This window comes from Paenibacillus sp. J31R122 (genome assembly GCF_056269185.1).
The window spans coordinates 1-24,751 of record NZ_JBWDNM010000011.1 but is presented as its reverse complement, the minus strand read 5'-3'; the positions used below and the strand labels follow the sequence as shown (position 1 = coordinate 24,751).

General features: G+C 44.1%; 25 protein-coding genes. 14 read left to right on the top strand and 11 right to left on the bottom strand.

Annotated elements, in window-relative coordinates:
- Window positions 1-13: 13 nt before the first annotated feature.
- The gene (locus AC0YN7_RS18380; RefSeq protein WP_475811473.1) at window positions 14-802 is read right to left on the bottom strand and encodes a YheC/YheD family protein; all 789 of its coding nucleotides are present in this window, start codon (window positions 800-802) and stop codon (window positions 14-16) included.
- Window positions 803-1,037: 235 nt separating this feature from the next.
- Here AC0YN7_RS18380 and AC0YN7_RS18375 point away from each other — a divergent pair, with 235 nt between their 5' ends.
- From AC0YN7_RS18375 to AC0YN7_RS18365, 3 genes are all read left to right on the top strand, one after another.
- Complete coding sequence (locus tag AC0YN7_RS18375; protein ID WP_475811472.1) at window positions 1,038-2,081, top strand: YheC/YheD family endospore coat-associated protein; 1,044 nt, start codon at window positions 1,038-1,040, stop codon at window positions 2,079-2,081.
- Between the two features lie 234 nt (window positions 2,082-2,315).
- Window positions 2,316-3,338: an NlpC/P60 family protein gene (locus AC0YN7_RS18370; protein WP_475811471.1), complete on the top strand. Its 1,023-nt coding sequence runs from the start codon at window positions 2,316-2,318 to the stop codon at window positions 3,336-3,338.
- A 192-nt stretch (window positions 3,339-3,530) separates the two neighbouring features.
- Window positions 3,531-4,646 (top strand): CapA family protein, encoded by a 1,116-nt coding sequence (locus AC0YN7_RS18365; protein ID WP_475811470.1) that lies wholly within the window; start codon window positions 3,531-3,533, stop codon window positions 4,644-4,646.
- Window positions 4,647-4,735: 89 nt separating this feature from the next.
- Here AC0YN7_RS18365 and AC0YN7_RS18360 read toward each other — a convergent pair whose 3' ends face one another.
- The 3 genes from AC0YN7_RS18360 to AC0YN7_RS18350 form a co-directional block, all read right to left on the bottom strand.
- The gene (locus AC0YN7_RS18360) at window positions 4,736-5,260 is read right to left on the bottom strand and encodes a C40 family peptidase (RefSeq protein WP_475811469.1); all 525 of its coding nucleotides are present in this window, start codon (window positions 5,258-5,260) and stop codon (window positions 4,736-4,738) included.
- Between the two features lie 319 nt (window positions 5,261-5,579).
- Window positions 5,580-5,858 carry a hypothetical protein gene (locus tag AC0YN7_RS18355; protein WP_475811468.1) on the bottom strand — a complete coding sequence of 93 codons (279 nt, stop codon included), beginning with the start codon at window positions 5,856-5,858 and terminating at the stop codon, window positions 5,580-5,582.
- A 51-nt stretch (window positions 5,859-5,909) separates the two neighbouring features.
- Complete coding sequence (locus AC0YN7_RS18350; RefSeq protein WP_475811467.1) at window positions 5,910-6,206, bottom strand: DUF3055 domain-containing protein; 297 nt, start codon at window positions 6,204-6,206, stop codon at window positions 5,910-5,912.
- A 240-nt stretch (window positions 6,207-6,446) separates the two neighbouring features.
- Here AC0YN7_RS18350 and AC0YN7_RS18345 point away from each other — a divergent pair, with 240 nt between their 5' ends.
- The 7 genes from AC0YN7_RS18345 (at window position 6,447) to AC0YN7_RS18315 (ending at window position 13,864) form a co-directional block, all read left to right on the top strand.
- Window positions 6,447-7,445, top strand: a complete 999-nt coding sequence (locus tag AC0YN7_RS18345; protein WP_475811466.1) for an HRDC domain-containing protein — start codon at window positions 6,447-6,449, stop codon at window positions 7,443-7,445.
- A 173-nt stretch (window positions 7,446-7,618) separates the two neighbouring features.
- Entirely contained in the window at window positions 7,619-8,080 is a 462-nt protein-coding gene (locus AC0YN7_RS18340; RefSeq protein ID WP_475811465.1) for a chemotaxis protein CheX, read from the top strand.
- 77 nt (window positions 8,081-8,157) lie between these two features.
- Complete coding sequence (locus AC0YN7_RS18335; protein WP_475811464.1) at window positions 8,158-8,931, top strand: SDR family NAD(P)-dependent oxidoreductase; 774 nt, start codon at window positions 8,158-8,160, stop codon at window positions 8,929-8,931.
- A 27-nt stretch (window positions 8,932-8,958) separates the two neighbouring features.
- Window positions 8,959-10,392 carry a DEAD/DEAH box helicase gene (locus tag AC0YN7_RS18330; RefSeq protein ID WP_475811463.1) on the top strand — a complete coding sequence of 478 codons (1,434 nt, stop codon included), beginning with the start codon at window positions 8,959-8,961 and terminating at the stop codon, window positions 10,390-10,392.
- A 112-nt stretch (window positions 10,393-10,504) separates the two neighbouring features.
- Entirely contained in the window at window positions 10,505-11,752 is a 1,248-nt protein-coding gene (locus AC0YN7_RS18325; RefSeq protein WP_475811462.1) for an S-layer homology domain-containing protein, read from the top strand.
- Between the two features lie 115 nt (window positions 11,753-11,867).
- Window positions 11,868-12,617: an ABC transporter ATP-binding protein gene (locus tag AC0YN7_RS18320; protein WP_475811461.1), complete on the top strand. Its 750-nt coding sequence runs from the start codon at window positions 11,868-11,870 to the stop codon at window positions 12,615-12,617.
- Window positions 12,617-13,864 (top strand): ABC transporter permease, encoded by a 1,248-nt coding sequence (locus tag AC0YN7_RS18315; protein WP_475811460.1) that lies wholly within the window; start codon window positions 12,617-12,619, stop codon window positions 13,862-13,864. Before AC0YN7_RS18320 ends, AC0YN7_RS18315 begins: the two co-directional genes overlap by 1 nt.
- Before the next feature lie 128 nt (window positions 13,865-13,992).
- Here the strand turns inward: AC0YN7_RS18315 and AC0YN7_RS18310 are convergent, their stop codons facing one another.
- The gene (locus AC0YN7_RS18310) at window positions 13,993-15,285 is read right to left on the bottom strand and encodes an aminotransferase class I/II-fold pyridoxal phosphate-dependent enzyme (RefSeq protein ID WP_475811665.1); all 1,293 of its coding nucleotides are present in this window, start codon (window positions 15,283-15,285) and stop codon (window positions 13,993-13,995) included.
- Between the two features lie 178 nt (window positions 15,286-15,463).
- Here AC0YN7_RS18310 and AC0YN7_RS18305 point away from each other — a divergent pair, with 178 nt between their 5' ends.
- Window positions 15,464-16,249, top strand: a complete 786-nt coding sequence (locus tag AC0YN7_RS18305) for a helix-turn-helix domain-containing protein (protein WP_475811459.1) — start codon at window positions 15,464-15,466, stop codon at window positions 16,247-16,249.
- Between the two features lie 69 nt (window positions 16,250-16,318).
- Here AC0YN7_RS18305 and asd read toward each other — a convergent pair whose 3' ends face one another.
- Window positions 16,319-17,089 (bottom strand): archaetidylserine decarboxylase, encoded by a 771-nt coding sequence (gene asd / locus AC0YN7_RS18300; protein WP_475811664.1) that lies wholly within the window; start codon window positions 17,087-17,089, stop codon window positions 16,319-16,321.
- Between the two features lie 247 nt (window positions 17,090-17,336).
- Between asd and AC0YN7_RS18295 the strand changes: the two genes are divergently transcribed.
- Both AC0YN7_RS18295 and AC0YN7_RS18290 read left to right on the top strand, forming a co-directional pair.
- Window positions 17,337-17,630, top strand: a complete 294-nt coding sequence (locus AC0YN7_RS18295) for a transposase (RefSeq protein ID WP_475811458.1) — start codon at window positions 17,337-17,339, stop codon at window positions 17,628-17,630.
- A gap of 24 nt (window positions 17,631-17,654) precedes the next feature.
- Complete coding sequence (locus tag AC0YN7_RS18290; protein WP_475811457.1) at window positions 17,655-18,338, top strand: HAD family hydrolase; 684 nt, start codon at window positions 17,655-17,657, stop codon at window positions 18,336-18,338.
- 93 nt (window positions 18,339-18,431) lie between these two features.
- On the opposite strand, the gene AC0YN7_RS18285 is transcribed toward AC0YN7_RS18290, so the two are convergent.
- The 5 genes from AC0YN7_RS18285 to AC0YN7_RS18265 are packed head-to-tail and all read right to left on the bottom strand — an operon-like array spanning window position 18,432 to window position 24,069.
- Complete coding sequence (locus AC0YN7_RS18285; RefSeq protein ID WP_475811456.1) at window positions 18,432-18,929, bottom strand: N-acetyltransferase family protein; 498 nt, start codon at window positions 18,927-18,929, stop codon at window positions 18,432-18,434.
- Between the two features lies 1 nt (window position 18,930).
- On the bottom strand, window positions 18,931-20,085 hold the full coding sequence (locus AC0YN7_RS18280; RefSeq protein WP_475811455.1) for a YheC/YheD family endospore coat-associated protein: 1,155 nt from the start codon (window positions 20,083-20,085) through the stop codon (window positions 18,931-18,933).
- The gene (locus AC0YN7_RS18275; protein ID WP_475811454.1) at window positions 20,085-21,458 is read right to left on the bottom strand and encodes a YheC/YheD family endospore coat-associated protein; all 1,374 of its coding nucleotides are present in this window, start codon (window positions 21,456-21,458) and stop codon (window positions 20,085-20,087) included. The genes AC0YN7_RS18280 and AC0YN7_RS18275 overlap by 1 nt, the downstream gene beginning before the upstream one ends.
- Window positions 21,455-22,687, bottom strand: coding sequence for a YheC/YheD family endospore coat-associated protein (locus AC0YN7_RS18270; RefSeq protein WP_475811453.1), 1,233 nt, complete (start codon window positions 22,685-22,687; stop codon window positions 21,455-21,457). The genes AC0YN7_RS18275 and AC0YN7_RS18270 overlap by 4 nt, the downstream gene beginning before the upstream one ends.
- Before the next feature lie 11 nt (window positions 22,688-22,698).
- Window positions 22,699-24,069 (bottom strand): YheC/YheD family endospore coat-associated protein, encoded by a 1,371-nt coding sequence (locus AC0YN7_RS18265; protein ID WP_475811663.1) that lies wholly within the window; start codon window positions 24,067-24,069, stop codon window positions 22,699-22,701.
- 223 nt (window positions 24,070-24,292) lie between these two features.
- Between AC0YN7_RS18265 and AC0YN7_RS18260 the strand changes: the two genes are divergently transcribed.
- Entirely contained in the window at window positions 24,293-24,580 is a 288-nt protein-coding gene (locus tag AC0YN7_RS18260; RefSeq protein WP_475811452.1) for a hypothetical protein, read from the top strand.
- Window positions 24,581-24,751: the final 171 nt, after the last annotated feature.

The window sequence follows — 24,751 nt, the reverse complement described above, 5'->3', positions numbered from 1 at the left end:
TATGCATCATATTTCACTCTATAAACGTTTTGCGCTCGGCACGATGTGAGGATCTGATAGTATGGGCAGAAGAGGCGATTATGGAATAGAGACGCGGGTTAGAATGATATCTAAATAACTGATATTGAGGCTTCGTGTTCGCTTCTATTAGCCAAATCTGCTTATTGTTATCAATGGCAATATCTAGCCCAAGCTCACTAATATTCGGGAAATCCTTTTTCATTGCTTGTGCTATGCGTAGGGACAAGTCTTTAAGCTTATCATTCCATTCGATGTTCTCTTCCTTGGTTACACCAAACGATATAGCTAGCGCTTGACCAAGACGAATCGCCAATCCTCCGCTGCTATGGTTCGTTACGAATTTGTTTTTTGCCGCGACTTTCCCCATAATACCGAAAAATCTCCACTCGCCGCTCGGCTGGATATGCAGAAGCGCACGGAAGTCTGCTGGGCTCCCTTTTATCTGAATCAAGTCGATTCCTTGCTGAACGAGATATTTTTTAGTTCCGATGATCTGTACCAGCTTTAAGGCTGCAGATTTTAGATTACGAAACGTATATGCGTTGGTCGCAGTACGTATGACGTAGCTATCATCCTCGCGTGAGACCTTCAGTATGCCATGTCCCTTCATCCCTAAGTCCGGTTTGAGAAAAAGTATAGGATGTCGTTCAATCATCTCTGTGAATGACTGCGTAGTAAATAACTCGGTTTCAGGTAAATGGGCACGCAGCTCAGGATCGCTCCAAAGCGCGACGTGCTTTAACCATTTTCTCCCGGGATATTTGATCAATTTTCCGTTCACTTTGGGATCTCCTCCATAGATTAACAGCTGTTGCTAGTCATCGAATGGACTTCGAACGACGTAATTCATAGTATTCCATCATGAGATAAAGAGTACCTATCATGCTGCGCGATCATACAGCTTAAGGCACATATACAATTATAAATATAGGCGAATATCTAAGGCGGTACAGATGCCCTGATCATATAATAATTAACGGTTTCATACCCCGCAGAGGAAAGATAGGAGTGCGTTTATGGATGACATTCTAGGAATCATGACACATCGGGTTAACAGTCCAGGAAGCTTTCGAAGACATGCTAAATCCGCTTTGGCGGAAAATTTTAACGGTGTAATTGTGTTCACGCCTCATGATGTGAGCTTGGACCGCAAGCAGATCCGCGGCTACCTGTTTCGGGACGGTGTATGGACTAAGAAAACAACTTCATTTCCAAAAATTAATATGGATATCGGCTTCTACACTTCATCTGCTGTACAGAGAGCGAGCCTTGTGAAAAGAAATAAGACGTTCGAATTTACTGGTTATGGTCTGGGGAATAAATGTAAAATACAAAGTCATTTGCTTGAATCATCTTTGCTGAAGCCTTATCTTCTTCCGACCGAGCAGGTTAAAAATGTGCAGCAGTTCGTCAAGTTTCTGTACAAACACGGAAGTATAATGCTGAAGCCGATTAACGGCTGGGGCGGACGAGGAATAATAAGGGTAACCCGTGATAAGGAGCAATTTATCGTACAAAGAAATGAAGCAGCTGCGTTGAGACTGCCAGTCAGCCAGCTGGGCTCCTATATAAGAAAGGTATTGCGTAATGGAAGACATCTGATGCAGAAGTGGATCGATATTCGAAACAAGAAAGGAAATGTATACGACATTCGTGTGCTTGTGCAAAAGAACGGGGAGGGAAATTGGCAGACGACTGGTATGGCAGTCCGTGAAGCGAAGAAGGATAAAATTACATCCAATATTAAATCTGGAGGCCGCGCTTACGATGTGGAGGGCTATATGAACATGGAGTTTGGCCAGGACAAAGGGGAAGCTCTAACAAAAGCGATTGCTGAGGTGGGCGATCATATCCCGGATTTTGTGGAAAAATCATATAATTCCAGGTTATCTGAATTAGGAATTGATCTCGCGGTTGATTCTAGCGGCCGCCTTTGGCTGCTGGAAATTAATATTAAGCCAGGCAAAGAGGTCATTAAGCAGGTGTATGGTAAAAAGGCTTGGGAACAAAGCCTTCATAATCATTTTCAATACGCACGAAATCTATTAGAAAAAGCTTAATCACATTCACCCTTCGTTTTGCTTATTTGGAAGGTGAAGGGTGAGTAAATTTTATACAAAAACAAACAAAAAATAGAAATGTCAAATGGAAAAATATTAACTGATGGAATAAAAGTGAACAACTTTATTGTCAGTGATAGCAAGGGTTTGAGCGGCATGGCTATATGTACCAGTTAAAATTACTAGCAATAGTTGCTAATATTGTGATGTAACCTACATGAGGAGCTGATACATTTGAAGAAAAAGATAATTAGTTTGACGTTAGCATTATCTCTAGGAGCGACAGGTGTTGTCTTCGCTGATACAAGTTACTCCACTTCAGAAGCAATTTCCAAATATAAGAAATACATAAATGCTGACAGCTACGTGAAGGACGAGCTTTACAATGTAGCAGATTTCCATTCCAAATACGCTGGAAAAACAGGAACATTAGCTTACCAAGTTGTAGAACGCGCTATTTGGTACATGGAACACGGATATTTCATTTATGGTCATGGGATAGACGCCTACGGTAAATATGGGTATGAGGATTGTTCAGGCTTTACCCGCTTGGTATATGGTGACTTTGGCATTAATATTACGGGGACTGCTGCTAATTATGATTCCGTTGGAACAAAGGTAGCAGGCGTAGGCAAGAAGAAAGTAAACGGGAAATGGCAGCTAACCGGCATTGAAAACCTGCGAATTGGAGATATTTTAACCTGGAAGAAGGACGGTAAAATATCTCATGTCGCTATCTACATGGGGACGAATCGTGACGGTCAGCCGGTCGTAATTGGGACAAGGAGTGACGGTAACCCTACGGCGCTAGGAACTGTGGATAGCTGGTCTTATTGGTGGGGAGAGGCATTCCATTCTGCAAGGCGTGTATTGCCTAACAATGCTCTAAGTGGAATGGCAGGGCATAAGGCGCAAGCGCCCGTTATTCCAAAGAAATATGTCCTTACGCCACAGAAGAAGGTTCCAGCTTGGACAGGAAGCGGCGTAAAGCCTCCGCAGGTTACACCGACACCGCCTGCGAAGCCGGATACTGGAAAACCAATCGGAAATACGAAGCAGTACGTTGTAACGAAAAAAGGGTGGGTATCACTTAAAGCATCCGCTAAACAGAGCTCAAGCACGGTCGGAAGGCTGGAGCTGGGACAGAAGGCTGAACTGATTAAGAAGATTAATCAATATTGGTATCAAGTAAAAGTGAATGGCAAGACAGCATACATAACAGCTAATAGTACTTATACAAGTGTAATAAAAAAATAGTTAGGCTCGATAAGAGGAGGTATGAGAGACAGCTCATACCTCTTCTTTTTTTTCTGAAAATTTATCCTATTCTTTTATAAAAATATAGGCGAATATCTAATGCGGGACAAAAGCCTTAGTCATATGATATTAAGCGGCTCCACACTTTGGAGAGCATAGTATTAATGAAACTAATGATAACGGAGATGAGCCATGAGTACGGACATTACGATCGCCGCGGTCGGAGATTTTTTGATGAAGACAAGGATTATTAACTCTGCCAAAGTTTCCGGTGAACGGGGTTACGTATTTGATGACATATTCGAACAGATTGCTCCATATTTACGTGACGCTGATTTTACGATTGGAAATCTAGAAACAACTTTCTCAGGGCCAAATCCTGACTATAAGCAAGGTTCAAAAACGAACGAGAGCGTATACTCTGTAGTAAGAAGGAATCCTAAGACGGGCTGGCCGATGTTTAACTGTCCTGACCAGTTTGCAGACACCCTAAAGAACCTCGGCTTCGACGTGCTCTCTACAGCAAACAATCATTGTATGGACTGTGGGATTAGCGGACTTAAACGAACCTTAAAGGTGCTTGATTCCCATGGCATAGCACACACCGGCACCTTTCGTACCTTTAAAGAGTCTCAGGAGCATGTCATCAAAGATGTCAAAGGAATTAAGATCGGGGTCTTAGCCTACTCCAAAACGACAAATAAAATACCAGTACCATCAGATCATTCCTGGGCAGTCAATCTGATTCAACCAAGCAAAATCGTTGCGGATATTAAGAAATTGAAGGAGAAAAAGGTAGACCTCGTAATCGTATGCATGCATTTCGGAAGAGAATACAGCATGTATCCGATAGAGCAGCAAAAGAATCTTGTTCAATTATTATTTAAAAATGGTGCAGATATTATTCTAGGCGCGCATTCACATGTCATTCAGCCTGCGCTCTTCTATGAAGTGAAGGACGTTACGGGGGTAAGTAAGCCTAGATTTGCTATTTATTCACTTGGCAATCTCATTTCTACACGTCTTTATAGAAACGACCATACGCTAACGGGCCTTATTGCAAGATTCGATATTAGAAAGCATGATGACGGCACAGTGCAGATCAAGGATGTAGAGTTTATTCCAACCTGGACGCGTATTACCAAATCCGGAGCGAGATCTGTCTTCCGATTGCTGCCTTTGGGGAAGACATTGGAGAAGCAAAAGGAGCGTACCGGAAATGAATTGGATAGGATGCGGAAAATGTTCGAGCATGTGAAGCGACATATTCCAAGCCATTCGAAAACGGCTCGATTTAAGATCATATAGGAATAAAGACGATAAAAAACCTTTCAAGCAGGCAGTGTTGAATACTGGCTGCATGAAAGGTTTTTTTAGAATAAATCAGCTTCTGATGCTTACTTAATTACTCGTCTTGCTACAATAAATCTATCTTTATAGTAGCTGCTTTTATAAATGTCCGAAATAACAACGTCGCTCTTGCTTGAAGCGTTGTGAATCATTTTACCGTTGCCGATATAAATGCCGACATGTCCGACATCTTTTTTATTTTTAGAGCCACCATTCCAAGTAAAAATCAAATCGCCTTTTTGGAAGTTGCCCCATGCAACCTTTGTGCCTACTTTGGCTTGGTCATCATCATCTCTGTTGACAAGACCTACACCTACATTTGCTTTTTTATAAACAAGGTAAGCAAAGCCGGAACAGTCTGTTTTATAAGGCGCATGGTTTTCTTGGCGTTTTGTCCAATGTACGTAATCAACTTTATTTTGCAATGATATCGCAGTTTTTACAAGCTTTTCCCTTTTCGCTGTTATAGTGTTTGATGCTGCTGCAGCGTTGGCATCTTGCATCAATCCAGATGCTGGAATGGTAATAGCTAACATTAAGATAGCAATTTTACTTATTATACCCTTCTTCATATGAACAACTCCTTCTAAGTAATGTTACAAGTATTATAAGATTAGTTATTGGATCAATTAAACCTGAAAAAATTGGTAAGCATCGACCAAAAAACATAAATAATTATTGAAAAAGCTAGCAATGAAGCAGTTTTATATACGTTATTTGAAGAGCTGGTCCTCTCATATGATAATTTTTTTTCTTGTTGCAGCCTGATTACTGTGTTAGAATGCGAATTTTCCTTATTTGAGCTCATATATCCCTTAAAACGACTGTTCACACACATAGAAAAAGCCCTTGGCGATACACATTACGTGTATAACCAAGGGCTTCACCTGTTCAAGGCTCATCTTGAACATCGGGAATTATAGTGTTGTGGACATCTTCGCCGGGATAATCACGATCGATCCCCTCATGAAGTGTTCGATTCTCATAGCCAAATGGGTTAGACGATCGCTGATTGATTCGCCAGGGCGTACTCTTACCAAGAGTTTCGGTAAGCAGATCAGAGCCGTAAGAGCCTTCCGGAAACTCTTCTGGAATAAGGTCATTGCGTTGTGATTCTACTGTCGAAACATCGGTGTACGGCTCACGATCTTCGTTAATAAACCGATCCATCAGCAAACTCCTCCTGAAATGGTAATCTATTACCACTTCAGTGTACCCTGATTAGTCGGTAAAATTCACTGTACCTACTACAAAGTATAGAAACTGGACAAGCTCAGCAGCTTCTTCTTCCGTAATTTTGTAGGTATGCTCCAAATAACCTTCTTCTTCTAAGTCATCGGGACCAATAATAGCTGTTTTACCGGATTGCATGTCGGTTATGAGTTGTTTTCCGTAAAAACGGCTTGTTGACGTAATGGCGAGGTCGAATCGCTTCATGCTTGGTCCGATAAAGGTAACAAACCTAGTCGATGTTTGCTCGGTAGTGTCAGACAAAAAATCGAAGTCGGGCAACAGCATAGGGTATAACCTCCACTCTATTTATTAGATTTATTATACACCATTAAAATGCTTGTAATAAAGAAATCATTATGATAGCATATAAGCAATCGGATCATTGAACGTGAGAGGAAGCACCTCTTCTGCTAAGGCAGGAGGGGTGCTTTTTTTTGTTGCATGGCACCTTATCCTGAACCAGAAGTGTTGTTCGCCGTTCAATTGACTCGCTACAAACTGGTGGGATGAAGGAGTGTGCTTAGTATGCAAATCGTTTTTTTGAACACGTTTGAGAAGCAAGGTGAGGGTCATGAGGTTGTAAGTGCGCAGCTGTCAATATGCGAGCGTCAAGGCTTATGGGCTGTGCTGTGGATGGAAGATAAGGAGGCTGTGGACAATCCTCAAACTTGGTTCGAAGGCACTTCATGGGAAGAGCTGATCATATCTTTCCGACATGGAATAGCAAGAATGATGGGGGAGGGCTTCGCGCCAATTATTGATGGGATGTTGGATGATCGGCGTACGACAACGGGAAGCTTCTTATCCATGCAGCAATGCTACGGTGAATTGTATGCCAATCAGCAATTGTTTCAGTTGTTGCGGGAGTGGCGGCGTGCGAAAGCGATTGCGGAGAAGAAATCGGCCTACTTGATCGCGACCAATCGGATGCTGTGGATGATCAGCGCGTTTATTCCGCATACCGAGGACGAATTAAAGCAAATACCTGGATGGGGCAGTATGAAGCATTCATTATATGGTGTGGAAGTGCTGGCTATTACAGCCGAGACCAACAGAATTACCGAGTTTCCATTGCAATGGGTAACGGAGCAGCTTGATCAAGCTGCTTATAAACAATGGCTGTTCAAGCAGAAGGAAACCAAATATAAAAATCAAATGAATCGTCAGACGGCTAAAAAGCTTATTTTATCGACTGTCCAGCAAGGAGGTTCATTAGAACAGCTTGTTACAGAGCTCGAAATGACAAGACGCGAGCTTTTGGACAGGATTGAGCAGCTTGAACAAGAAGGCTATGACTTCGAGCCGCTCATTACAAAGGAGCTTTGTGAAGTCCCTGAGACTGAGCAGCAGCTCGTATGGGATGCGCTTTCATTGGTGGGCGATAAATATCTGAAGCCTGTACTCCAGCAAGTATACGGATCAACTGAAGCGTCTCAGCTTAATAAGCCTGTTGAGGTGCTGTACGAACGGCTTCGATTAATTCGACTTCGCTTTCGAAGGAACAGTACGGCTAAAGCGGTATGAATAGGTATTAATAGCCTGTTTATTTGTACTTTTTTCCATAAAACATCCTTAATAAGAACTAGGTCTTTTGGTTCATCTATCTCCGTTATAGTATACTTGTCCTAATTCTTTAAGTATAATATAAACAAAATAGACAATTAGCGAATTTTGTCGAAAAGGAGCGTAACCTCTTTATGCAGGCAGAATATATTAATCCGTTTCTTGAATCTGCGAAAATTGTAATTGAGCAGGTCATTCAAATTCGACCTGCTACAGGTGAACTTGGTCTAAAGGATATCAAGTTCGTAGAAAACTATGTTTGGATTCAAATTGGACTCAAGGGCCAAATGAACGGTGACATTGTATTCGGTCTTAGTGAAGAGGTTGCACTCAAAATGGTTTCTGCAATGATGGGCGGATTTGTTGTTTCTGAAATTGATGAAATCGTTAGCAGTGCTATTTCTGAGCTCGGCAATATGATTAGTGGAAATGCCAGTACGATGTTATATAATCTCGGTGTGAAAGTTGATATTACCCCGCCAAAAGTGATCCATTCAGCAAACTCCGCTGGTTTTTCTACACAACAAGCGCTGACGATCCCGCTCATTATGGATGGTATCGGACAACTGGACATTCAAGTTTTATTCGCATCTTAGCACAGAGATGGCTCCTTAGGGAGCTTTTTTTGCGTCTTTAAGGCCAATCAAGTAAAATTGTGAATGGGTGATGTTGGATGTTAAACGGGAAAGTTGTATTCATATCTGGAGCTTCGAGCGGCATTGGTGCAATAACGGCTAAAATGCTGGCTGATCGAGGTGCCATACCAGTGCTTACTGGCCGTAATCTCAATAAGCTGAGGGAGACTGCCGAATTAATAAAGGGCAAATGTGCTTATTATCAGATGGATGTTACAAACACCGAACAAGTGCTGCAGACAGTGGATGCTGTCATTAAAAAATACGGGAAAATAGATATTTTGCTTAACAACGCGGGCTATGGGAAATTTGCGTATTTCATGGATGAATCGGTGGAAAGCTTTGAGCAAATGATGGATACAAACTACATGGGTATCGTCCGTTGTACGAAGGCGGTTCTGCCTCATATGCTGCAGCAAGGCAGCGGGCACATTGTCAATATCGCTTCTATGGCAGGGAAAATCGGTTCAGCGAAGTCAACCGGCTATACAGCAACCAAGCACGCTGTGCTTGGATTTACCAATGCTCTGCGAATGGAAATGAAGCCAAAGGGCATTTTGGTATCGGCTGTTAATCCAGGTCCGATAGATACGCCTTTCTTCTCTCTTGCTGATCCTTCGGGCTCTTATGTGAAAAATGTAGGCTGGTTTATGATGAAGCCTGCTTATGTGTCCAAAATGATTATTCGTGTTATGGAGCGTAAGAAGGCTGAGGTGGATCTTCCAAAGACGGCCGGAATAGGCATTAAGCTGTATCAATTATTTCCAAGAACAGCGGATAGGCTGTTTGGCGGATTATTTAATCGAAAATAAAGGTTTGAATAAGAGAGGAATTAAGGAATGAGTAAGCAAACATGGAATGAGATAGGTATTGTTAATAAGCTGGAAGAAAAGCTGAAGGAGAACGGAATCGTGGAACCGACTGCGGTGCAAGCTGAGACGATTCCAATTTTGCTAGGAGGTAGCGATGTATCAGCAAGGTCGCAGACAGGAACAGGCAAAACATTGGCCTATCTGCTGCCGCTTTTGCAGCGTCTTAACGCGAATTCGAACGCTTTGCAAGCGGTTATTTTGTCACCGACTCAAGAGCTGGCGATGCAAATTTTAAGAGTAGCGGAAGTTTATGCGGAGCCGCTCAATCTTCGCGTACAGCAATTAATTGGCGGTGCGGCGCTTAAGCGTCAGGTGGAGAAGCTAAAGCTTCATCCTCAGTTGGTGGTCGGTACACCTGGCCGGATGCATGAGCTGTTGAAGCTTCGGAAAATTAAGCTGCATGATGTTATCAGTGTCGTTGTGGATGAGGCTGACCAAGTATTCCAGCTCGGATCCACGCGTGAGGTGGAGACACTTCTGCATGGGATGGGCAACGGCAGACAGATCGCATTTTTCTCTGCTACCTATCCGGATATTATGGCTCGATTTGAAGGACGCTGGATGAAGAACCCTGTTCGAATCCAAATAACTCCTGAGCACCGGGTATCTGAAACGATTGATAATTATTATATTGTGAGTGATAAGCGGGATAAGACGGACACAGCTAGAAAGCTTATTCGTTTGCTGAATCCTTCATCTGCACTTCTGTTCCTAAATGATACGGACAATATATCCAATTGGGAGTCGAAGCTCAGCTACGAAGGATTTTCGGTTGAAGCTATATATGGAGACGCGGATAAGCAGCGGCGCGCGGCGACGTTAACGCGATTTCGGGACGGCCGCTGTCAGCTGCTGCTTGCTACGGATGTTGCGGCACGGGGTTTAGACATTGAGGGTCTCCCGTTAGTTATACATTTGGATCCGGCAAGTGATGCGGATCATTATGTTCACAGAGCAGGAAGAACAGGCAGGATGGGCAGGTCTGGAACTGTCGTGTCCATCGTAACGCCACAAGAGCTGTTCATTATGGAGAAGTTCCGCAAGCAGCTTGGCATTGATCTTACTGAACGCACGATGTTCAAAGGGAAGCTAATGACCTCGGATCAGCTTAGGGATGCAACTCGTCCATTCCAAGGACGCCATGAGGCGGCATCGGTGCAGCCTAGAAAGCCATTGCTTGGAAGCAGTACTGAAGAAACTTCTACGAAACGGACAGAGGGAAGAAAGGAACTTTCCAGCTCGGTTGACTCAACTAAGCAGGTAACGACAAGTTCAGCTGTAATACCGAACAAACCTATAACAAAACCAGCGGCGAAAAAGGTCGAACGGAAGCGCGAGGGTAAAAATAAAGGCGCTCCGAAATGGTTGAAAGCAAAACGTGAAGCGGATAAAGAACAATAAAATATGTTTTTTTTGGAAGCCACCCTCTTAATTCGAATAGCCTTTCCCGAAATGTATTGGCGAAGGTAAAAAGCGGCAATGTCCGCAATCGAAAACAAGGAGAGTGGCTTTTTTGTTGAAACAAACGATGTGGAGAAAGACAGTGATATCCTCACTTGCTCTGATGATGCTCGTAGGGGGAGCAACTTCAACATTTGCAAGTGGCAAAGGAAACGGCCATGACAAAGATCACGATGATGATAAAGGCCGTCATGAGGACAAGTATGACAAAGACGATGATGATGACGATGACGATGATGATAAATATAAAGTAACATGGAAATTCAATGATGAAGAAGAAATGCAATGGGCAACGGAATACATTATGCGTCTAGCTTCGAAGGGCGTTTTCAATGGTTATGATGATGGAACGTTTAAACCAAGTCAAAAAATTAACCGCATTGAAACATTAACAGCAGCTGTTAGACTTATGGGACTTCGCGATCAAGCAGAATCAGCAGAAGAAATGAACACAGATCTACAGTTCAAAGATGCCGAGAAATTAGAAAAAAAATACCCATGGGCAGTTGGTTACGTAGCTGTTGCTTTGGAGAATGATCTATTTTCAGAAACGGAAATGGAAATTAAGCCGGAACAAAATGCAACAAGACTATGGTCAACTATTCTTCTTATTAAAGCACTCAAGCTCGAAGATGAGGCCAAGGCACTCAATAATACGAAGCTGGACTTTAAGGATGCTAAAGAGATTCCTGCAGGATCAGTTGGTTATGTTGCTCTCGCGCTTCAGAAAGGTATTATTACCGGCTATGATGACAAGCACGGCAAAACCTTCCGCCCGAATCAACCTGTAACTCGCGCGGAGCTTGCGGCACTTCTTGACCGTACCGATGTAGAAATGCCTGATCATGATGCTAAAGCTATTACAGGCAAGCTGGATGCAAGTGCAGCGGATGGTAAAATAACGGTTGTGAAATCGGATAATTCGAAGGTGTCACTCGTACTAGATCCGAATGTATTTATTTTCAGAGACGACAAGAAAGCTCCAGTCAGTGCGCTGGTTGCTGGTGATGAAGTGCTCGTGCGCACGTATCAAAATAAAGTGGTATTTATTGAAGTCATTAAAAAAGCTCCGGTCAGTACAGCCTTTACGGAATATGGCGTTGTGAATACATTGGAATTCAACTCGCAAGCGAAGCTTTCAACTATATCAATCACACGCGTAGAAAACGGACAATCGGTTAAGTATCCTATTGACGCCAATGTTGCCATTGTTGGCGACGCTTCACTTCTCAAGCCTGGTCAACTTGTACTATTGAAGGGCGAGAACGGGACGATTAAATCAATTGAAATTGTTAAATAAGAAGCATGAAAGAAGGCATCACCGCACGCGGTGATGCCTTTTTTTTGATATTATACGGAAATTTCGGTATGCTGGTAATTAGTTTATATCAAATCGTCGTACTGAAGGTGAGCGAATGGATAATATTTTACAGGTTAAAGGTTTAACAGGCGGTTACAGCCCAAGGAGACCTGTACTGCACGACATTTCATTCGAGGTGAAAGCGGGTGAAATGGTCGGGTTAATTGGTTTGAATGGTGCTGGAAAGAGTACGACTATTAAGCATATTCTCGGACTAATGAAGCCGCAGACCGGGGAGGTTAAGGTTGCCGGGGTAACCTTGGAGGAGCAGACAGAGCGTTATCGCTCGGCGTTTGCTTATGTGCCGGAGGCGCCGGTATTGTTCGACGAGTTGACGGTCGAGGAGCATTTGCGCTTAACCGGCATGGCTTACAGTGTACAAAATCCCGATTTTGAGACGCGGGAGGAAGAGCTGCTGATGCAGTTCCAAATGATGCCGAAACGGAAGGCATTCGCATCCCATTTGTCTAAGGGTATGAAGCAAAAAGTAATGATTATGAATGCGCTGCTCGCGGACCCTTCGCTGTTCATAATAGATGAGCCCTTTCTCGGACTTGATCCACTAGGCATTCGTTCTTTGCTTGAGAGGCTTGTCGAGGTGAAGGAGAAGGGAGCTGCTATTTTGATGAGCTCTCATATTTTATCCACGGTTGAAGCTTATTGCGATCGATTTATTGTGATGCATCATGGTCGAATCGTAGCGCAAGGTACACTGGCAGACGTCCGGGAAGCGGCAGGAATGGATTTGCGGAATGGGTCATTGGAGGATGCTTTCTATAAGCTCGTAACCGGAGGCAAGGACTGATGGGTACGGATAAAATGCTAGAAGCGATATGGAAACAGCGCTCGCGAGCGTTTCGTGCAGAAACGTTGCCCTATATACGGTATATGGGGCAAAGCGGCTTTCCCGCTTTTTTATCACTTATTTTCATAGCCTCTACTCTTGGCTACATCTCCTTGATCAAAAATTTACCGAACAACTTCCCTATTACAACAGTTGGTGTTATTTTGTTAACGTTGGTAATAGGCTGGAGTCCTCTTCGTACATGGCTTGCTTCTGCTGATACCGTGTTTATGATGCCTCGTGAGGTAGAGATGTCAAATTACTTACGCCTATCTTTTCGGTATACTACCGGAGGCTGTCTGCTTCTATGCTCGATCGCTCTACTGTTATACCTGCCGATTTATAATCAAGGCAGTGCTATTAATGGAGGCTGGTCACTCGTTTTTGCAGCAGCAGCGCTTAAGACGGGCAACGTATGGGGGGCATGGAGAGAGAGGCAAATGACGTGGCCAAGTATGAGACGTCTTATGCGTCTGCTGCGCTGGGTGTTGACCGCGCTTATTTGGACAGTGTGGCTCACCTGCGAGCTTTGGCAAGGAGCAGCTTTCGCTGTGCTTATCGGGGTTCTCTTCCTATTGGTGCATCGACTTCCAAGCAGGCATTTATTGCCTTGGGAGAGGCTTATTGAAGAAGAGGCAAGAACTCGCAAACGCTATTATGTCTTTTTTGGAATGTTCATTGATGTGCCTACGCTTCCGTCCAGCATCGCCAAACGTTCCTATTTAAGCTGGATGATGCGTGTCGTGCCCTATTCGAATAAAAGTACATTTGTCTATCTGTATACAGCATCTCTTCTGCGTTCCGAAATTGGCGGAATCCTCCTTCGACTGCTGCTGCTTGGCTGTCTAGTTATTTATTGGTTTGCGGATGCGGTTTCTCTTTCAGGCTGGGGATCGATATTCATATTGCTCCTTTTTATAGGGCTGCTTGCGGTCCAACTGGGAGGCTTGCGTCATGTTCATCGCTATTCGGTATGGAAGCATGTCTATCCGCTGCCGGAAAAGCAACGTGTCGCGCAATATCTGAAGGTGGACCGAATGGCTATGGTGCTATGTATCATTCCGCTTTGGCTCTTCGCGGCGATACCATTAGCCATGTCAAACGTATACCTGCCTAGTGCTGCATCCGCTGTTATTGTACTGATTTATTTACTCATTCGTCCGTCACGATTAATTAAAAAGCTGCATGCGGATGCTGAAGAGGAATAGCAGATTGTAGTTCCTTTTCGATGAGTTTTTACGTACGAAATCAAAACCCCCTTGCTTGTTGTTGTCTTCGAGAGACACAGCATGCAAGGGGGTTTTGGTTAAAAACATCGTATTGCTTCTAGCCTGTATTAGCTCAGTTCTGTTACCGCTTTGTAGATCGTATCGAAAAGCTCTTCGAGGTTTGCTTCCTCAATGCAGGAGAAAGCGACACGAAGATCGGTTTCGCCAAGAGCTATCGTTCCAATACCGTATTGGTTCAGCAGGTGAACACGAACTGACTCCGCGGAAACCTTGTTAAGCTTAAGACACATAAAGTAGCCGGAGTTGAATGGATAGTAGTCCCATACCTTGTTGTAGCGCCCGCTATCAAGCAGTGACTTAACAGTATTGGCACGACGTTTCATAATATCGTATTTTTCCGCTTTTTGCTGCTCGAATTCAGGTGACTGTAAAGCATGCAATACGAATGTTTGCGATGGGTGCGGTCCGCTTGAAATGGTAGCCCGAATAATACCGAGCGTTTTTTGCTCAAGTGCGTTTAACATCGCTGTAGACGAAGAGCCATAAGTAATAAAGCCTACACGGAAGCCCCATACGTATTCTTCCTTCGTTGCGCCATCTACTTTGACAGAAAGCACACGAGGATGAAGGTCAGACAGCTTGCCAAATAGCGATTCATGCATGGAATCCTCGAAGAAGAGACCGAAATAGGCATCATCAGTAACAGCAACGACATTAATTCCCGCTTCGGCTGCATCGCGAATCGCCGCAACAATTTCTTCGCCTTCTTCTGGACCAGGCGTATATCCAGTCGGGTTATTCGGGAAGTTGAGTATTACAATCGCTTTTCCTTTGTCCTTCTGTGCTAGCAAAGCCTCGCGCAAGCCTGCGCTGTTGAATTTCATTTGATCGTTATAAAGCGGATACTCTACTATTTCGGCGCCTCTGCGAACACCGAAAGTTAATTCGTAGTTTTCCCAGTTTTTATTCGGAATGATGACAGAATCGCCAACGTCGGCGAATAAATCAGCTACAATACTTAGACCGTGTGTCAAAGCGTTAGTTACGATTGGATTGCTAAATCCTTTCGTTTCAAGCGATGGGTTTTCTTTTATCATTTTGGAACGCCAAGCTGTACGAAGCTCCGGCTTACCTGCTGGCGGTGCATATTCGTACAAATCTTTCGGATTGTAAGCGGAAAGCGTCTCTTGAATAACCTTGAGATGCATAGGCTGACTATTTTCTATTGCAATACCGATAGTAGCGTTAAACTTCGTTGCTTTTGATTTCGCTTCGGCGGACTGACTGAGTATGCCCTCCTTCGGGAAATAAATCGCTTTTCCTAAAGCTGACAACATCGTGTAGACATTCGAGTTTTCTGATTGCAATGTCTCGTTTAACTGCTGAGCAAGTGGGTTCATTGACTTCATTCCATCCTTCCGAGATTATTCCTTTTTTTGTTTTCGGGTGCTATTATAACATTTTTATTACGCTGGTAGCCATTCTAGGTTCAAATATTTTCGTAACATTACTCCTCTTGCATTAAAGTTTACCACTGTTGTATGATGACGGCATATATTTACCACGGGAGGTTGCTTTATGCTGCATATTTCGCCTGATTCACTAGTATTAATGCCTGCTTTTGCAAAAATTGTTTGTGAGCCTGGCTGGAGATGGGCCAAACGAGAGAAACCGATGCCGAATTATGATTTATTTTATATTTGGAGCGGTGAGGGGGAGTTGGAGGTTAATGGCACTCTCTATGAAGTAGGCAAAGGCAGCTGCTTTCTATTTCGTCCAGGCGATTATACAAGCGCTACTCATAATCCACAGCGGCCGCTCGTATTATCCTATATTCATTTTGATGCGACAGATCCGGTAGAAATGGTGCCAAACCGTTATCGCAAGCTGAATGATACGGTCGATTTCGAATATCTGCTGTCTCGTTACGTACGGCTATTTCTCTTTCAGACTTATGCTGCCAAAGAGGAAGCACAGCTCGTGCTGAAGCAGCTTATGATTCATTTATTGCGTGAGGATAATCAGCAGCCAATTGAGAAGAAGGGGAGCAATCAGCTGACTGAGGCTATTCATGAGATCGCTAACTATGTTCGCCAAAATCCAAGCATAGCCCATCGTGTCGAGGATTTGGCGATGCGAGCGGCATTGTCGCCGCGATATTTTTCAATGAAATTCAAGGAGCTTATCGGGATGTCGGTGCAAACCTACATGATACGTACGCGAATTGAGAGAGCGCAGCATTTACTTATGCAGCAAGGAATGAATGTAACCGAAGTAGCGGATGCTTTAGGCTACCGTGACATCTTCTTCTTCAGCCGTCAATTTAAACAATATACCGGACGGAGTCCGTCAGAGATACGTTAAGAGCGCATTCGTCTTGTCCTCTATAGAGGAGAAGGCAAATGCGCTCTATGCTTTGAGGACCCTAACCGTTCAGCCGATAGGGCGGTTAATTAATCCTAGCTGCTCGCCCATTTGAACTTTAAGTCCAACCTTCAAATCCTCTCGAGGCACAAATGTCTCATCCTCCATTAAGAGCACAACAGTAGAGCCGAACTCAAAGTATGCTAGTTCATCACCCTTTGCCATTTCGTCTCGCAGTGGCTTAACATATTGAATGCTGCTTACATTCAACGCCCCTACCTTAACGACGGCGATTTCTCCTGATTCATGCTTGATGTATGTAATTAGCCGTTCATTACGGCTGAGCACGCGGCGCATATGACGCAACCCGAATTCGTTTACGGGATATACTTTACCTACAACATGCTCACGCTCTACTATAAGGCCGCTAGCGGGCGTATGGATACGATGATAGTCTGTCGGGCTCAAATAGAGCACCATATAATAACCATTCATGTAGCATGCCGCGCGCGGTGATCGGTTAAGCAGCTCATCGATTGTGTAGTCCTGACCTTTAACGTTCAAAATAGTTCCGGCATTAATCGGGCCAGCACCGGTTATACGTGCATCGACAGGACTGACCAGTGAATCTACAGCCTCATGGATCGTTCGAAGCCCAGGCTTTAGCCGTCTTGTGAAAAACTCATTTAACGTTTTATATTCGGTAAGGCTTTTTTCTGCTTCCTCTGTATTAATGCCGTAAGTCGCGGCAAATCGGGAAATAAACCGACGGCTAGCAGTTGATTGTGCGAGTTTTCCGGTTATACGGGATACCCATTTGCGCGAGCTTAATTCTGTCATGGAACGAAGCAGCCAATTTACCACAGGTGTACCGTCACATCCTTTCCTGAAAGGGACAAAACATATTTTACCCACCAATCAGTGTGACATATCCGGTAGTATTTATCAATAGATTGCGGTCGTTCTTTGATTGATTTTATGAGAACAAGCGGATGGCTGTAAGTAATTTTCGACTCGTACCAGGTTGAGTATTTTTAGCATTTAAACAAATAATAACTATTCGATAATACAGTTGAGGTGAACCTTGATGATGATGATGATCTTAATTGGACTAGCGCTTGCTATTGCAGCATTTGTTATAGGTTGGGGGAGCAGAGCTAGCAGAACAGCCAGTCGTATATTTGATGGAATAGCATTAGTGACGTTTTTTATGTTTTTTGTGATTGCCGCAACGGCTGTGATGGATACGATTGCTGATGGCACCGTTTTTATGACAGAGGTGCATCATGTGTTTTTGAATCCCCTATTGTTAGCTAGCGGAGCTTATTTGGGACCCTATACGCTTTCGAGGGTTGCGATGTTTTCGGCTCATCCAGTATGATAAGGACAGACTTTGAAAGGGGATATGAATATGAGTAAAATAAAACTGCCGATACCAGAAGCAGTCATATTTGATATGGATGGAACGTTGTTGGAAACCGAAACGCTGCTTGTGCCTGTCCATAATCGCGTATTTGAGACGCTTCGGGAGGAAGGGCTTTATGAACTTGATACACCTCCTATAGATAAGCTGTTGGGCTGCTTAGGCATGCTGCTTGAAGATATATGGCGCCAGATTATGCCAGATGCTTCGGAGGCTGCTCGTAAGCGCGCGGACATCCTGCTGCTCCAATATGAGCTGGAATACTTGGCTGCGGGAGAAGGGCAGCTGTACCCTTATGTGGAACAAACGCTGAAGCAGTTGAAAGAGCGGGGGATGAAGCTGTTTGTTGCCTCCAATGGACTCGAGGATTACGTTAAAGGGGTAGCGCAACATAAAGGAATTTCGGAGCTGTTTGACGGACTTTATAGCGCGGGTGAATATGCGACAGCCAGCAAGGTTGATCTAGTAGCAAAGTTGCTTAAGGATCATGACATACAATCTGCTTGGATGGTTGGAGATCGTTCCTCCGACGTGGAAGCTGGAAAGGGCAACGGACTACAAACAATTGGCTGCGCTTATGCTACATACGGACGAGCAGCTGAGTTGGACGGAGCAGATGTACATATTTCAGATTTTCGCGAGCTAATTGCCTTACTGGACAAATAAAGCCGCTCTTATTTATAAAAAAGTCAAAGAGGTCACATCTACGCAGTGCTGCTGCTTGAACGTGACCTCTTTGACTTTTTTTTATCATTGTCATTATCGAATCGAAAAGTCGGACTGCTTAGGCAGTAAGAGGTTATTAGCATTTTCTTTGACGAATCGCAGCGTCGGCTTGCCGGTCGGGCCGTGGTGCATGGATACTGCAGTCATGCCAAGCCGGAAGCATAGCGCCATACTGGCTGTGTTGTCGGTAGCCACATTACAAGTCAGCTTGCCGAGCCTTTTGATCATAGCCTGCATAATTACTCCGCCTATGCCTAAGCTTCTTGCTTCGGGGTGAACGACGACCATACATCCAGCCTCTCCTCCGTCTGCAGCGAAGCCAAATCCGGCTATGCGTTTATTTTGCATCGCGACCGCGATGACTGCTTCGTACTCATCTTTAAGATCTTTCTCAAGCAAAGAGCCGTCTAAATGGCGAAGCGCATGAATGGTGGAAACAGTAAGCCGCTTATCACCGAACCTTACAGCGAAGCTTATCAGCCGTTTTTGCTCTAATAACCACTCCGATGATGTAAGCAGCTTAAGCTCCATATTAGGCGCCTCCCAATTTTTCTTTTTTCGGTTTAGTCAAATAAGTTCCATAATGAAAAATAGTTTCCAGCGATTTTTGTCGAATATGTGGCTCGTCGAATTTCATAGGCTTTGAGTTAGCTTCGAAAAACCACATATTCCCCTCACTGTCGATTCCTAAATCCATCGACATCTCTCCGAGCAGCTGTCCTGACGCGCGTTCGATTTGCTTTGCAATAAGCAAGGCTTTATTTTTTGCATTAAACAACAGTTTACGCGCTTGATCTTCATTAAATGTGTGGACCAGCAATTTCTCCGGGTCTTCAATTCTGCCGCCTCGCGGTACATGTGTCGTAATGCTTGACTCGCCAGCGATACGCGCGCCAATTCCAGTGACGGTCCATTTTCCGCGTTTATTTTTTTGCACGAGCACCCTCAGGTCGAATCGGCGGTCATTGAAGGATGCGAGCTGAATGCCTTGCTGGGCAATATAGGCTTCACCGCCGCTTTCCTTTTGTATTCGACTCCAAAGCTTAGTGATCGTTGAGCAATGATAGGTCATACTCTTCTTATCCTCTTGTATTTTCAAACGAAACGGCATTGGCTTTTCCATTTGAACCTTGATTGTCATAATGCCTTTGCCTGCTTTGCCGCTCTCTGGCTTTAGATACAGGTAAGGGTGCTGTCGCATCATACGACTAAGTCCGCTAACCGTCATAAGCTTGCGCGTAGTTGGTATTAATGGTTTGGTCATCTTAGACTGTCGCAACCACTCGAATAAGTCCCACTTGTTGAAAAAAGAAGGATTAAACAGCTTAACGCGTGGATGATTGTCGCAGGCAGCGATTTTCTGTTTAACCTCCGGCAGTATTTCATCCTCCCGCAAAGGAATTCGATTATAAATAATGTCTGGGAAAGGAACGATATGCTGCTGCCAGCTATTTGATTCCTCATCGAAAATAAAGCCTCGCAGCGTGTTTCTTGTAAATAACAAATTGTTTATCGTCAGCACGTAGACGATAAATCCCATCGATTGACCGGTTCGAATCAAGTCGGCAAAGTTTTTGCGATTACCCCGGAAGAATTGATTATCGTCATCGATGGTCAAGATGGCGAATACCTTCCTACTCGCACGTAAGTGTTTGAGCCCTAGTTCTTCCGGAAGCATGCTGTCCATTAGCTATTACCTCCTTGGAATCGGCTGAGATACAAGCAATGCTCAAAAATATATGAAATGGAATCGCGCCCTTCTGAACGCAGAGCAGGGTGTTTGAAAATGGAGCGCCCAGGCTTTGCGTTGGCTTCGAACATCCATACTTCTCCGTTCTTATCAATGCCAATATCAAGACCGAGCTCACCGAGGCGATGCGGGTAATTCCGCTCAATTGCTTCTGAGAGTTTAACAGCAGCCACTTTTGCTTTCTCAAGCACCTCTGTAGATTTGCTGCCGAATGTATGGTCAAGCGCATGTTCAGGCGTCATAAGCGCGCCGCCATTTTTGACATGGGTGGTCACACTGCCGCGTCCCGCTTTTTTTGCGCCGATACCAGCTGGAACCCATTCGTTTTTTCCATTTTTATGCATATGAAATCTGAAATCAAGGGGGCAGCCGTCAATTTCAACCAAGCGAATGCCTTGCTGGATGATGTAATTGTTCAAGCTGTTCCCATGTCTGGCTTGGAGCATTCGCATTAAGCTTTGAAAGGTGTTGAATCTGAGCAGAACATTTTGATTTCCTTTGCGATAGCGCGCGAAATAGCCTCGTTTTGCATGGTAAGTCAGTCGATATATACCGATTCCAAAGCTGCCTGTCGCTGGTTTTAAATAAAGAAATTGATGCTTTTCGAGAAGCTCTTTTATTTTCTCTGATGTTGGCTTAGATACCGATTCAGGCAAATGTTGAAGCGCCTCGGGATCATTGTCGAGCAGCTTATAGACATCGGCTTTATTTAAGAAGCTCCAGTTGAAAAAAGGTATTTTTCGCTTAACGAAGCGTTCACGAAGCGCATTGATCGACGCCGAAAATTCAGCCTTGCGGCTAGGCAATCGATTGTAAATCACATCAGGTAGAGGGACAACCTTACGATACCAGCCGCCTTGTGGATTTAGAAAATATGCGTTAATGGTTTCTTGCTGCCAATTAATATCGCTGGGTGTGAATCCGAATAAATAAGCTTTTTTCTCGCCGATACGGATAATCTCCTTAATAAAGCTCGATCTTGAGCCAAAGGGATTGCTTTCCGAGTGACTAAAGTTATCGGTTAATATGCCGACTAACGGACCAAGCTTTACCTCATTGTCACCGGTGCTGACGGCATAGACGTTTCCTGATTTAGGAATTTTGATCGCTTGGCGGATTCCTGCTGACAAATACAAGTGATTACCCGGCCGCTTCAGCTGTTTAACCTCTGCAATGATAACTTCTTTGCCGAGTTTGAAGTGAACTGACTTTTTGTCGGACAGCTTCAGCTTCTTCAGCAACGGGCTGGTCAAGTAGACAATTTTATCGGACTGCTGGGAGAAATGTACGTTACAAGTCGTCAAACTCATGAATGAACCTCCTGAACATTGAAAGGCCGTAATTGGTTGCCGGTATTGGCGTAATTGGGATATTGACCTTTTGCGGTTGCATTGGTAATAAGGGCTGGAGTTAATCGTCTTGATAGCAATCGCGCGTATAAGAGCGGTCTTTCGATCGATTGCCGTACAGCTTCGTGGTCACATATGACTCGAAAGGAAGTTCGGCCAGGCTTGGAATTTGCTTCAATAAGCCAAAGCCTGGCATCCGGCTCAATACCGTAATCGAAGCCAAACTCGGCAAATCTGCCGAATTTGCTTTCTAGTCTCTTTGCTATTTTCTTGCTTATTGTATGGATTTGATCCAGTAAACGTTCGGTTTTTTCTTTGCCAAAAAGGGGAACAAGCTGCTCGGAGGTAGAACGAGCATCACCGCCGCCATGCAGGTTAGAGGTTATCTCGCCTGCTTGGCCGCAGCGGATCACACTGCCGCTGCGCGACCATTCGCCTTTGTCATCCTTTTGGAGTAATATCCTTACGTCAAAAGGCTTGTTATTATAATCTTTAAGCTCTAGGAAGGGTTGTATGATAAAAGTGGATCGATTAATGAAGCGATTGACCCATGAGTAGAATGCGTCATCCTCGGAAAATGAGAAAGAGATGGAGAAGGAATTGTTTTGACGAGTTCTTCCTCTAACAAATGTCATGCGTTCGAGAGGGCAGCGTCTTATATGAACGACACCTCTGCCTTGCATACCAACAGACGGCTTTAGAATGACACCATGATGATGGCGATCAGCAAGCTGTTTAAGCTGTACAGCTGAGTGAAAGCGAACGGTTTCTGGTAAATAACGCGCGAGCTCGCTGTCATCATAAAGAGCGTTGAAAACGTCTAGCTTGGAAGGGAGATTGCCATTTAGCATGAGATAAGGTTTATGGCTCGCTAATTTCTCCAGCATTTTTCGACAGTTAATGAGAACATTCGTTTTTGTATAAAAGCAACGGTCATAGATGATATCCGGTAAAGGTACGAGCATGCGCCTCCAGCTGTTTTGAACAAAGCGATAGCCACTAATCTCAGCAGTACTCTCCCGAAATCCTTCAGCAGAAAATACAAACACATCAATGCCGAGTCGTTTCGCGGTCATGGTCAGATCGCGGTAAAATATCGGCTCAGGCAAAACCGGAGCCATCTCCGTTCCATTTACGGGATAATCAATAGAAGCAACGAGGATACCAAGCTTGATTGACCCAGTTATCATAGGCGCCTCCGTTAAAAGCCCGATAAAAATCGGGAATATTGAATGATTCTGGGTACGGATGGACGAATTTTTTGCTCCTTCAGCGGCGTGTTATCACTTTTGGATGGCTTCGAATTAACTTCAAGAAGCCATACGCGTCCGCTCGTATCCAATGCTAAGTCAATACCAAGCTCACCGAAATGAGCGGGAATTTGCTCATCGATGCCATGAGCGATATGAAGGGCTGCCTCTTGCAGTCTCTTTGCCGCGTCTTTTCGACTAACATTCGATTGTAAATTCGATTTCACTATAGCTTCCAAAGCAGTGCTTAACGTTCCGCCGCGTGCCAGGTTGGACACGAAATGCTGACTTCCAGCTGTACGTGCGACGATTGAAGTAATCTTCCATTTTCCTTTTACATTCTTTTGAACCAGCGCGCGAAAATCAACAGGCCGGCTCTGGATTTCGATGAGCTGAAGTCCCTCCTGAATTTGATAGCGAATAGTTTTCATTTTTGCTGATATGGAAGAGAAAAGCTTCGTCAAGCTGGTAAATTCCTGCTTGCGCGTACCTGCTGCTGTTGCATACATCGCCTGAAAGCTGTTCGTTCCTGAGCCAGTTATACGAATGATGCCCTTCCCTAAGCTTCCGCGTATAGGCTTTAAGAAAACGTTTCTATGGCGAGAACACATTGCTTTGAGCATGTTGTAGTTCCGTAGTAAATGAGATTCAGGCAAATAGCGGATTAATGAATCATCTTTTTTCAGCGCATCAAAAACCTCGGCTTTATCTAGAAACTTTTCATTGAAAACAAGTGTCTGATGATTTAATTTCACTTCTTCAAAAAAACGCTGTACTCGGGGTTTGCTTTCTAATTTTCTTGATGTAATGCGATTGTTGATGATGTCAGGAATAGGCAGACTGACTCGTCGCCAGGTGTCTGAATAGATCCAGCCATCAATGCTGCTTAGGCTGCTGCCGATTTGATTCGGGGTGAAAAAATAAACATACGCGCCTTGCGCTGCACAGGCATCGATTAATTCCTTGCAAAACATAGTAATGGAGCCAAATGGTTTGTCTGGTATATGAGGATAATCTTGACTGATGAGGACGCCAATAAGCGGTCCAAGCACAAGGGTTGAAGTATCCGAATTGTACTGCAGTCTAATTGTCGTACCAAACCATATTCCCATTTGCCTCGCTAGGCTTTGACTAACCCGCATCCCGTCATACCTTGCAACAGGTATGACCTTCACATGCTGATGAAATGAGCCGAATTTCAGTTGGATATGTTGGCCTTGTGGAATTTTCCATTGCTTCATCAGTGCTTCGCCTAGCATTAGCGTATCTATGGGCAGCATGTCGGAGCTGATCACCTGAACAGCTACTTTCGATTTGAGCATCATAAAGCTCCTTCCAGGCAGGAGGTGATGAAAGAGAGAGACGGCCTATAGGTTTTTGTGACGTATTACCTCATCATATGAGGACATCTATTCCTTGGTGAATCAGAAAGTACGCGATACGGATCGATTGTTGATTAGAGTCATAGTTCATATGCTTCATTCATAGGCTGTTAATACGGACAAGTTGATAGCCGTTTACAACGATATAGAGGAGTTGAATGGAATGTTTTCCGGTAAAGGCCGTCATTTATTGTATTTGATTATCGCGCTTTCGATGCTTGTTTATGGATGGCCGCAGCTTGAGTTTGGAGGTTCGTGGAATGCTGCCAGAGTCTTTGGTCTCATTTGGACGTTGTTTGCTCTTCTTATTGTTACAGCCAATGTAAATGCGTTGCTGCTCGTGAATGAGGAGAAGCGTAAGGAGTTGGCGCGGATTAAGAACGCTAAAGCAATGCTATGGGAGCGCAGACTGCTGCAGAGGGCTGCCGGTACTAGAAAAGCTAGAGGTTAGATTGATTGTGGTGAGAGTTATATCTGTATGAAATTAAAAAAGATGCAATGGCGTTAATTGGAGGCCACTGAAAAACTTACGTTTTTAATTTGTTAAAGATTTGTTTTAAATCAAAAAGGCGATATTTCGTTCACATTGGAACGGAATATCGCCTTTCTTTTTATTCTTTTA

Coding starts and splice junctions, on each gene's coding strand:
- AC0YN7_RS18350 (WP_475811467.1), bottom strand. CDS start 6,206: ATGCTGTTGCCCGACTTCGATTTTTTGTCTGACACTACCGAGCAAACA.
- AC0YN7_RS18305 (WP_475811459.1), top strand. CDS start 15,464: ATGCTGCATATTTCGCCTGATTCACTAGTATTAATGCCTGCTTTTGCA.
- AC0YN7_RS18265 (WP_475811663.1), bottom strand. CDS start 24,069: ATGCTCAAATCGAAAGTAGCTGTTCAGGTGATCAGCTCCGACATGCTG.
- AC0YN7_RS18290 (WP_475811457.1), top strand. CDS start 17,655: ATGAATATGAGTAAAATAAAACTGCCGATACCAGAAGCAGTCATATTT.
- AC0YN7_RS18270 (WP_475811453.1), bottom strand. CDS start 22,687: ATGATAACTGGGTCAATCAAGCTTGGTATCCTCGTTGCTTCTATTGAT.
- AC0YN7_RS18260 (WP_475811452.1), top strand. CDS start 24,293: ATGTTTTCCGGTAAAGGCCGTCATTTATTGTATTTGATTATCGCGCTT.
- AC0YN7_RS18365 (WP_475811470.1), top strand. CDS start 3,531: ATGAGTACGGACATTACGATCGCCGCGGTCGGAGATTTTTTGATGAAG.
- AC0YN7_RS18335 (WP_475811464.1), top strand. CDS start 8,158: ATGTTAAACGGGAAAGTTGTATTCATATCTGGAGCTTCGAGCGGCATT.
- AC0YN7_RS18320 (WP_475811461.1), top strand. CDS start 11,868: ATGGATAATATTTTACAGGTTAAAGGTTTAACAGGCGGTTACAGCCCA.
- AC0YN7_RS18340 (WP_475811465.1), top strand. CDS start 7,619: ATGCAGGCAGAATATATTAATCCGTTTCTTGAATCTGCGAAAATTGTA.
- AC0YN7_RS18295 (WP_475811458.1), top strand. CDS start 17,337: ATGATGATGATGATCTTAATTGGACTAGCGCTTGCTATTGCAGCATTT.
- AC0YN7_RS18345 (WP_475811466.1), top strand. CDS start 6,447: ATGCAAATCGTTTTTTTGAACACGTTTGAGAAGCAAGGTGAGGGTCAT.
- AC0YN7_RS18375 (WP_475811472.1), top strand. CDS start 1,038: ATGGATGACATTCTAGGAATCATGACACATCGGGTTAACAGTCCAGGA.
- AC0YN7_RS18315 (WP_475811460.1), top strand. CDS start 12,617: ATGGGTACGGATAAAATGCTAGAAGCGATATGGAAACAGCGCTCGCGA.
- asd (WP_475811664.1), bottom strand. CDS start 17,089: ATGACAGAATTAAGCTCGCGCAAATGGGTATCCCGTATAACCGGAAAA.
- AC0YN7_RS18330 (WP_475811463.1), top strand. CDS start 8,959: ATGAGTAAGCAAACATGGAATGAGATAGGTATTGTTAATAAGCTGGAA.
- AC0YN7_RS18275 (WP_475811454.1), bottom strand. CDS start 21,458: ATGAGTTTGACGACTTGTAACGTACATTTCTCCCAGCAGTCCGATAAA.
- AC0YN7_RS18360 (WP_475811469.1), bottom strand. CDS start 5,260: ATGAAGAAGGGTATAATAAGTAAAATTGCTATCTTAATGTTAGCTATT.
- AC0YN7_RS18310 (WP_475811665.1), bottom strand. CDS start 15,285: ATGAACCCACTTGCTCAGCAGTTAAACGAGACATTGCAATCAGAAAAC.
- AC0YN7_RS18285 (WP_475811456.1), bottom strand. CDS start 18,929: ATGGAGCTTAAGCTGCTTACATCATCGGAGTGGTTATTAGAGCAAAAA.
- AC0YN7_RS18355 (WP_475811468.1), bottom strand. CDS start 5,858: ATGGATCGGTTTATTAACGAAGATCGTGAGCCGTACACCGATGTTTCG.
- AC0YN7_RS18280 (WP_475811455.1), bottom strand. CDS start 20,085: ATGGACAGCATGCTTCCGGAAGAACTAGGGCTCAAACACTTACGTGCG.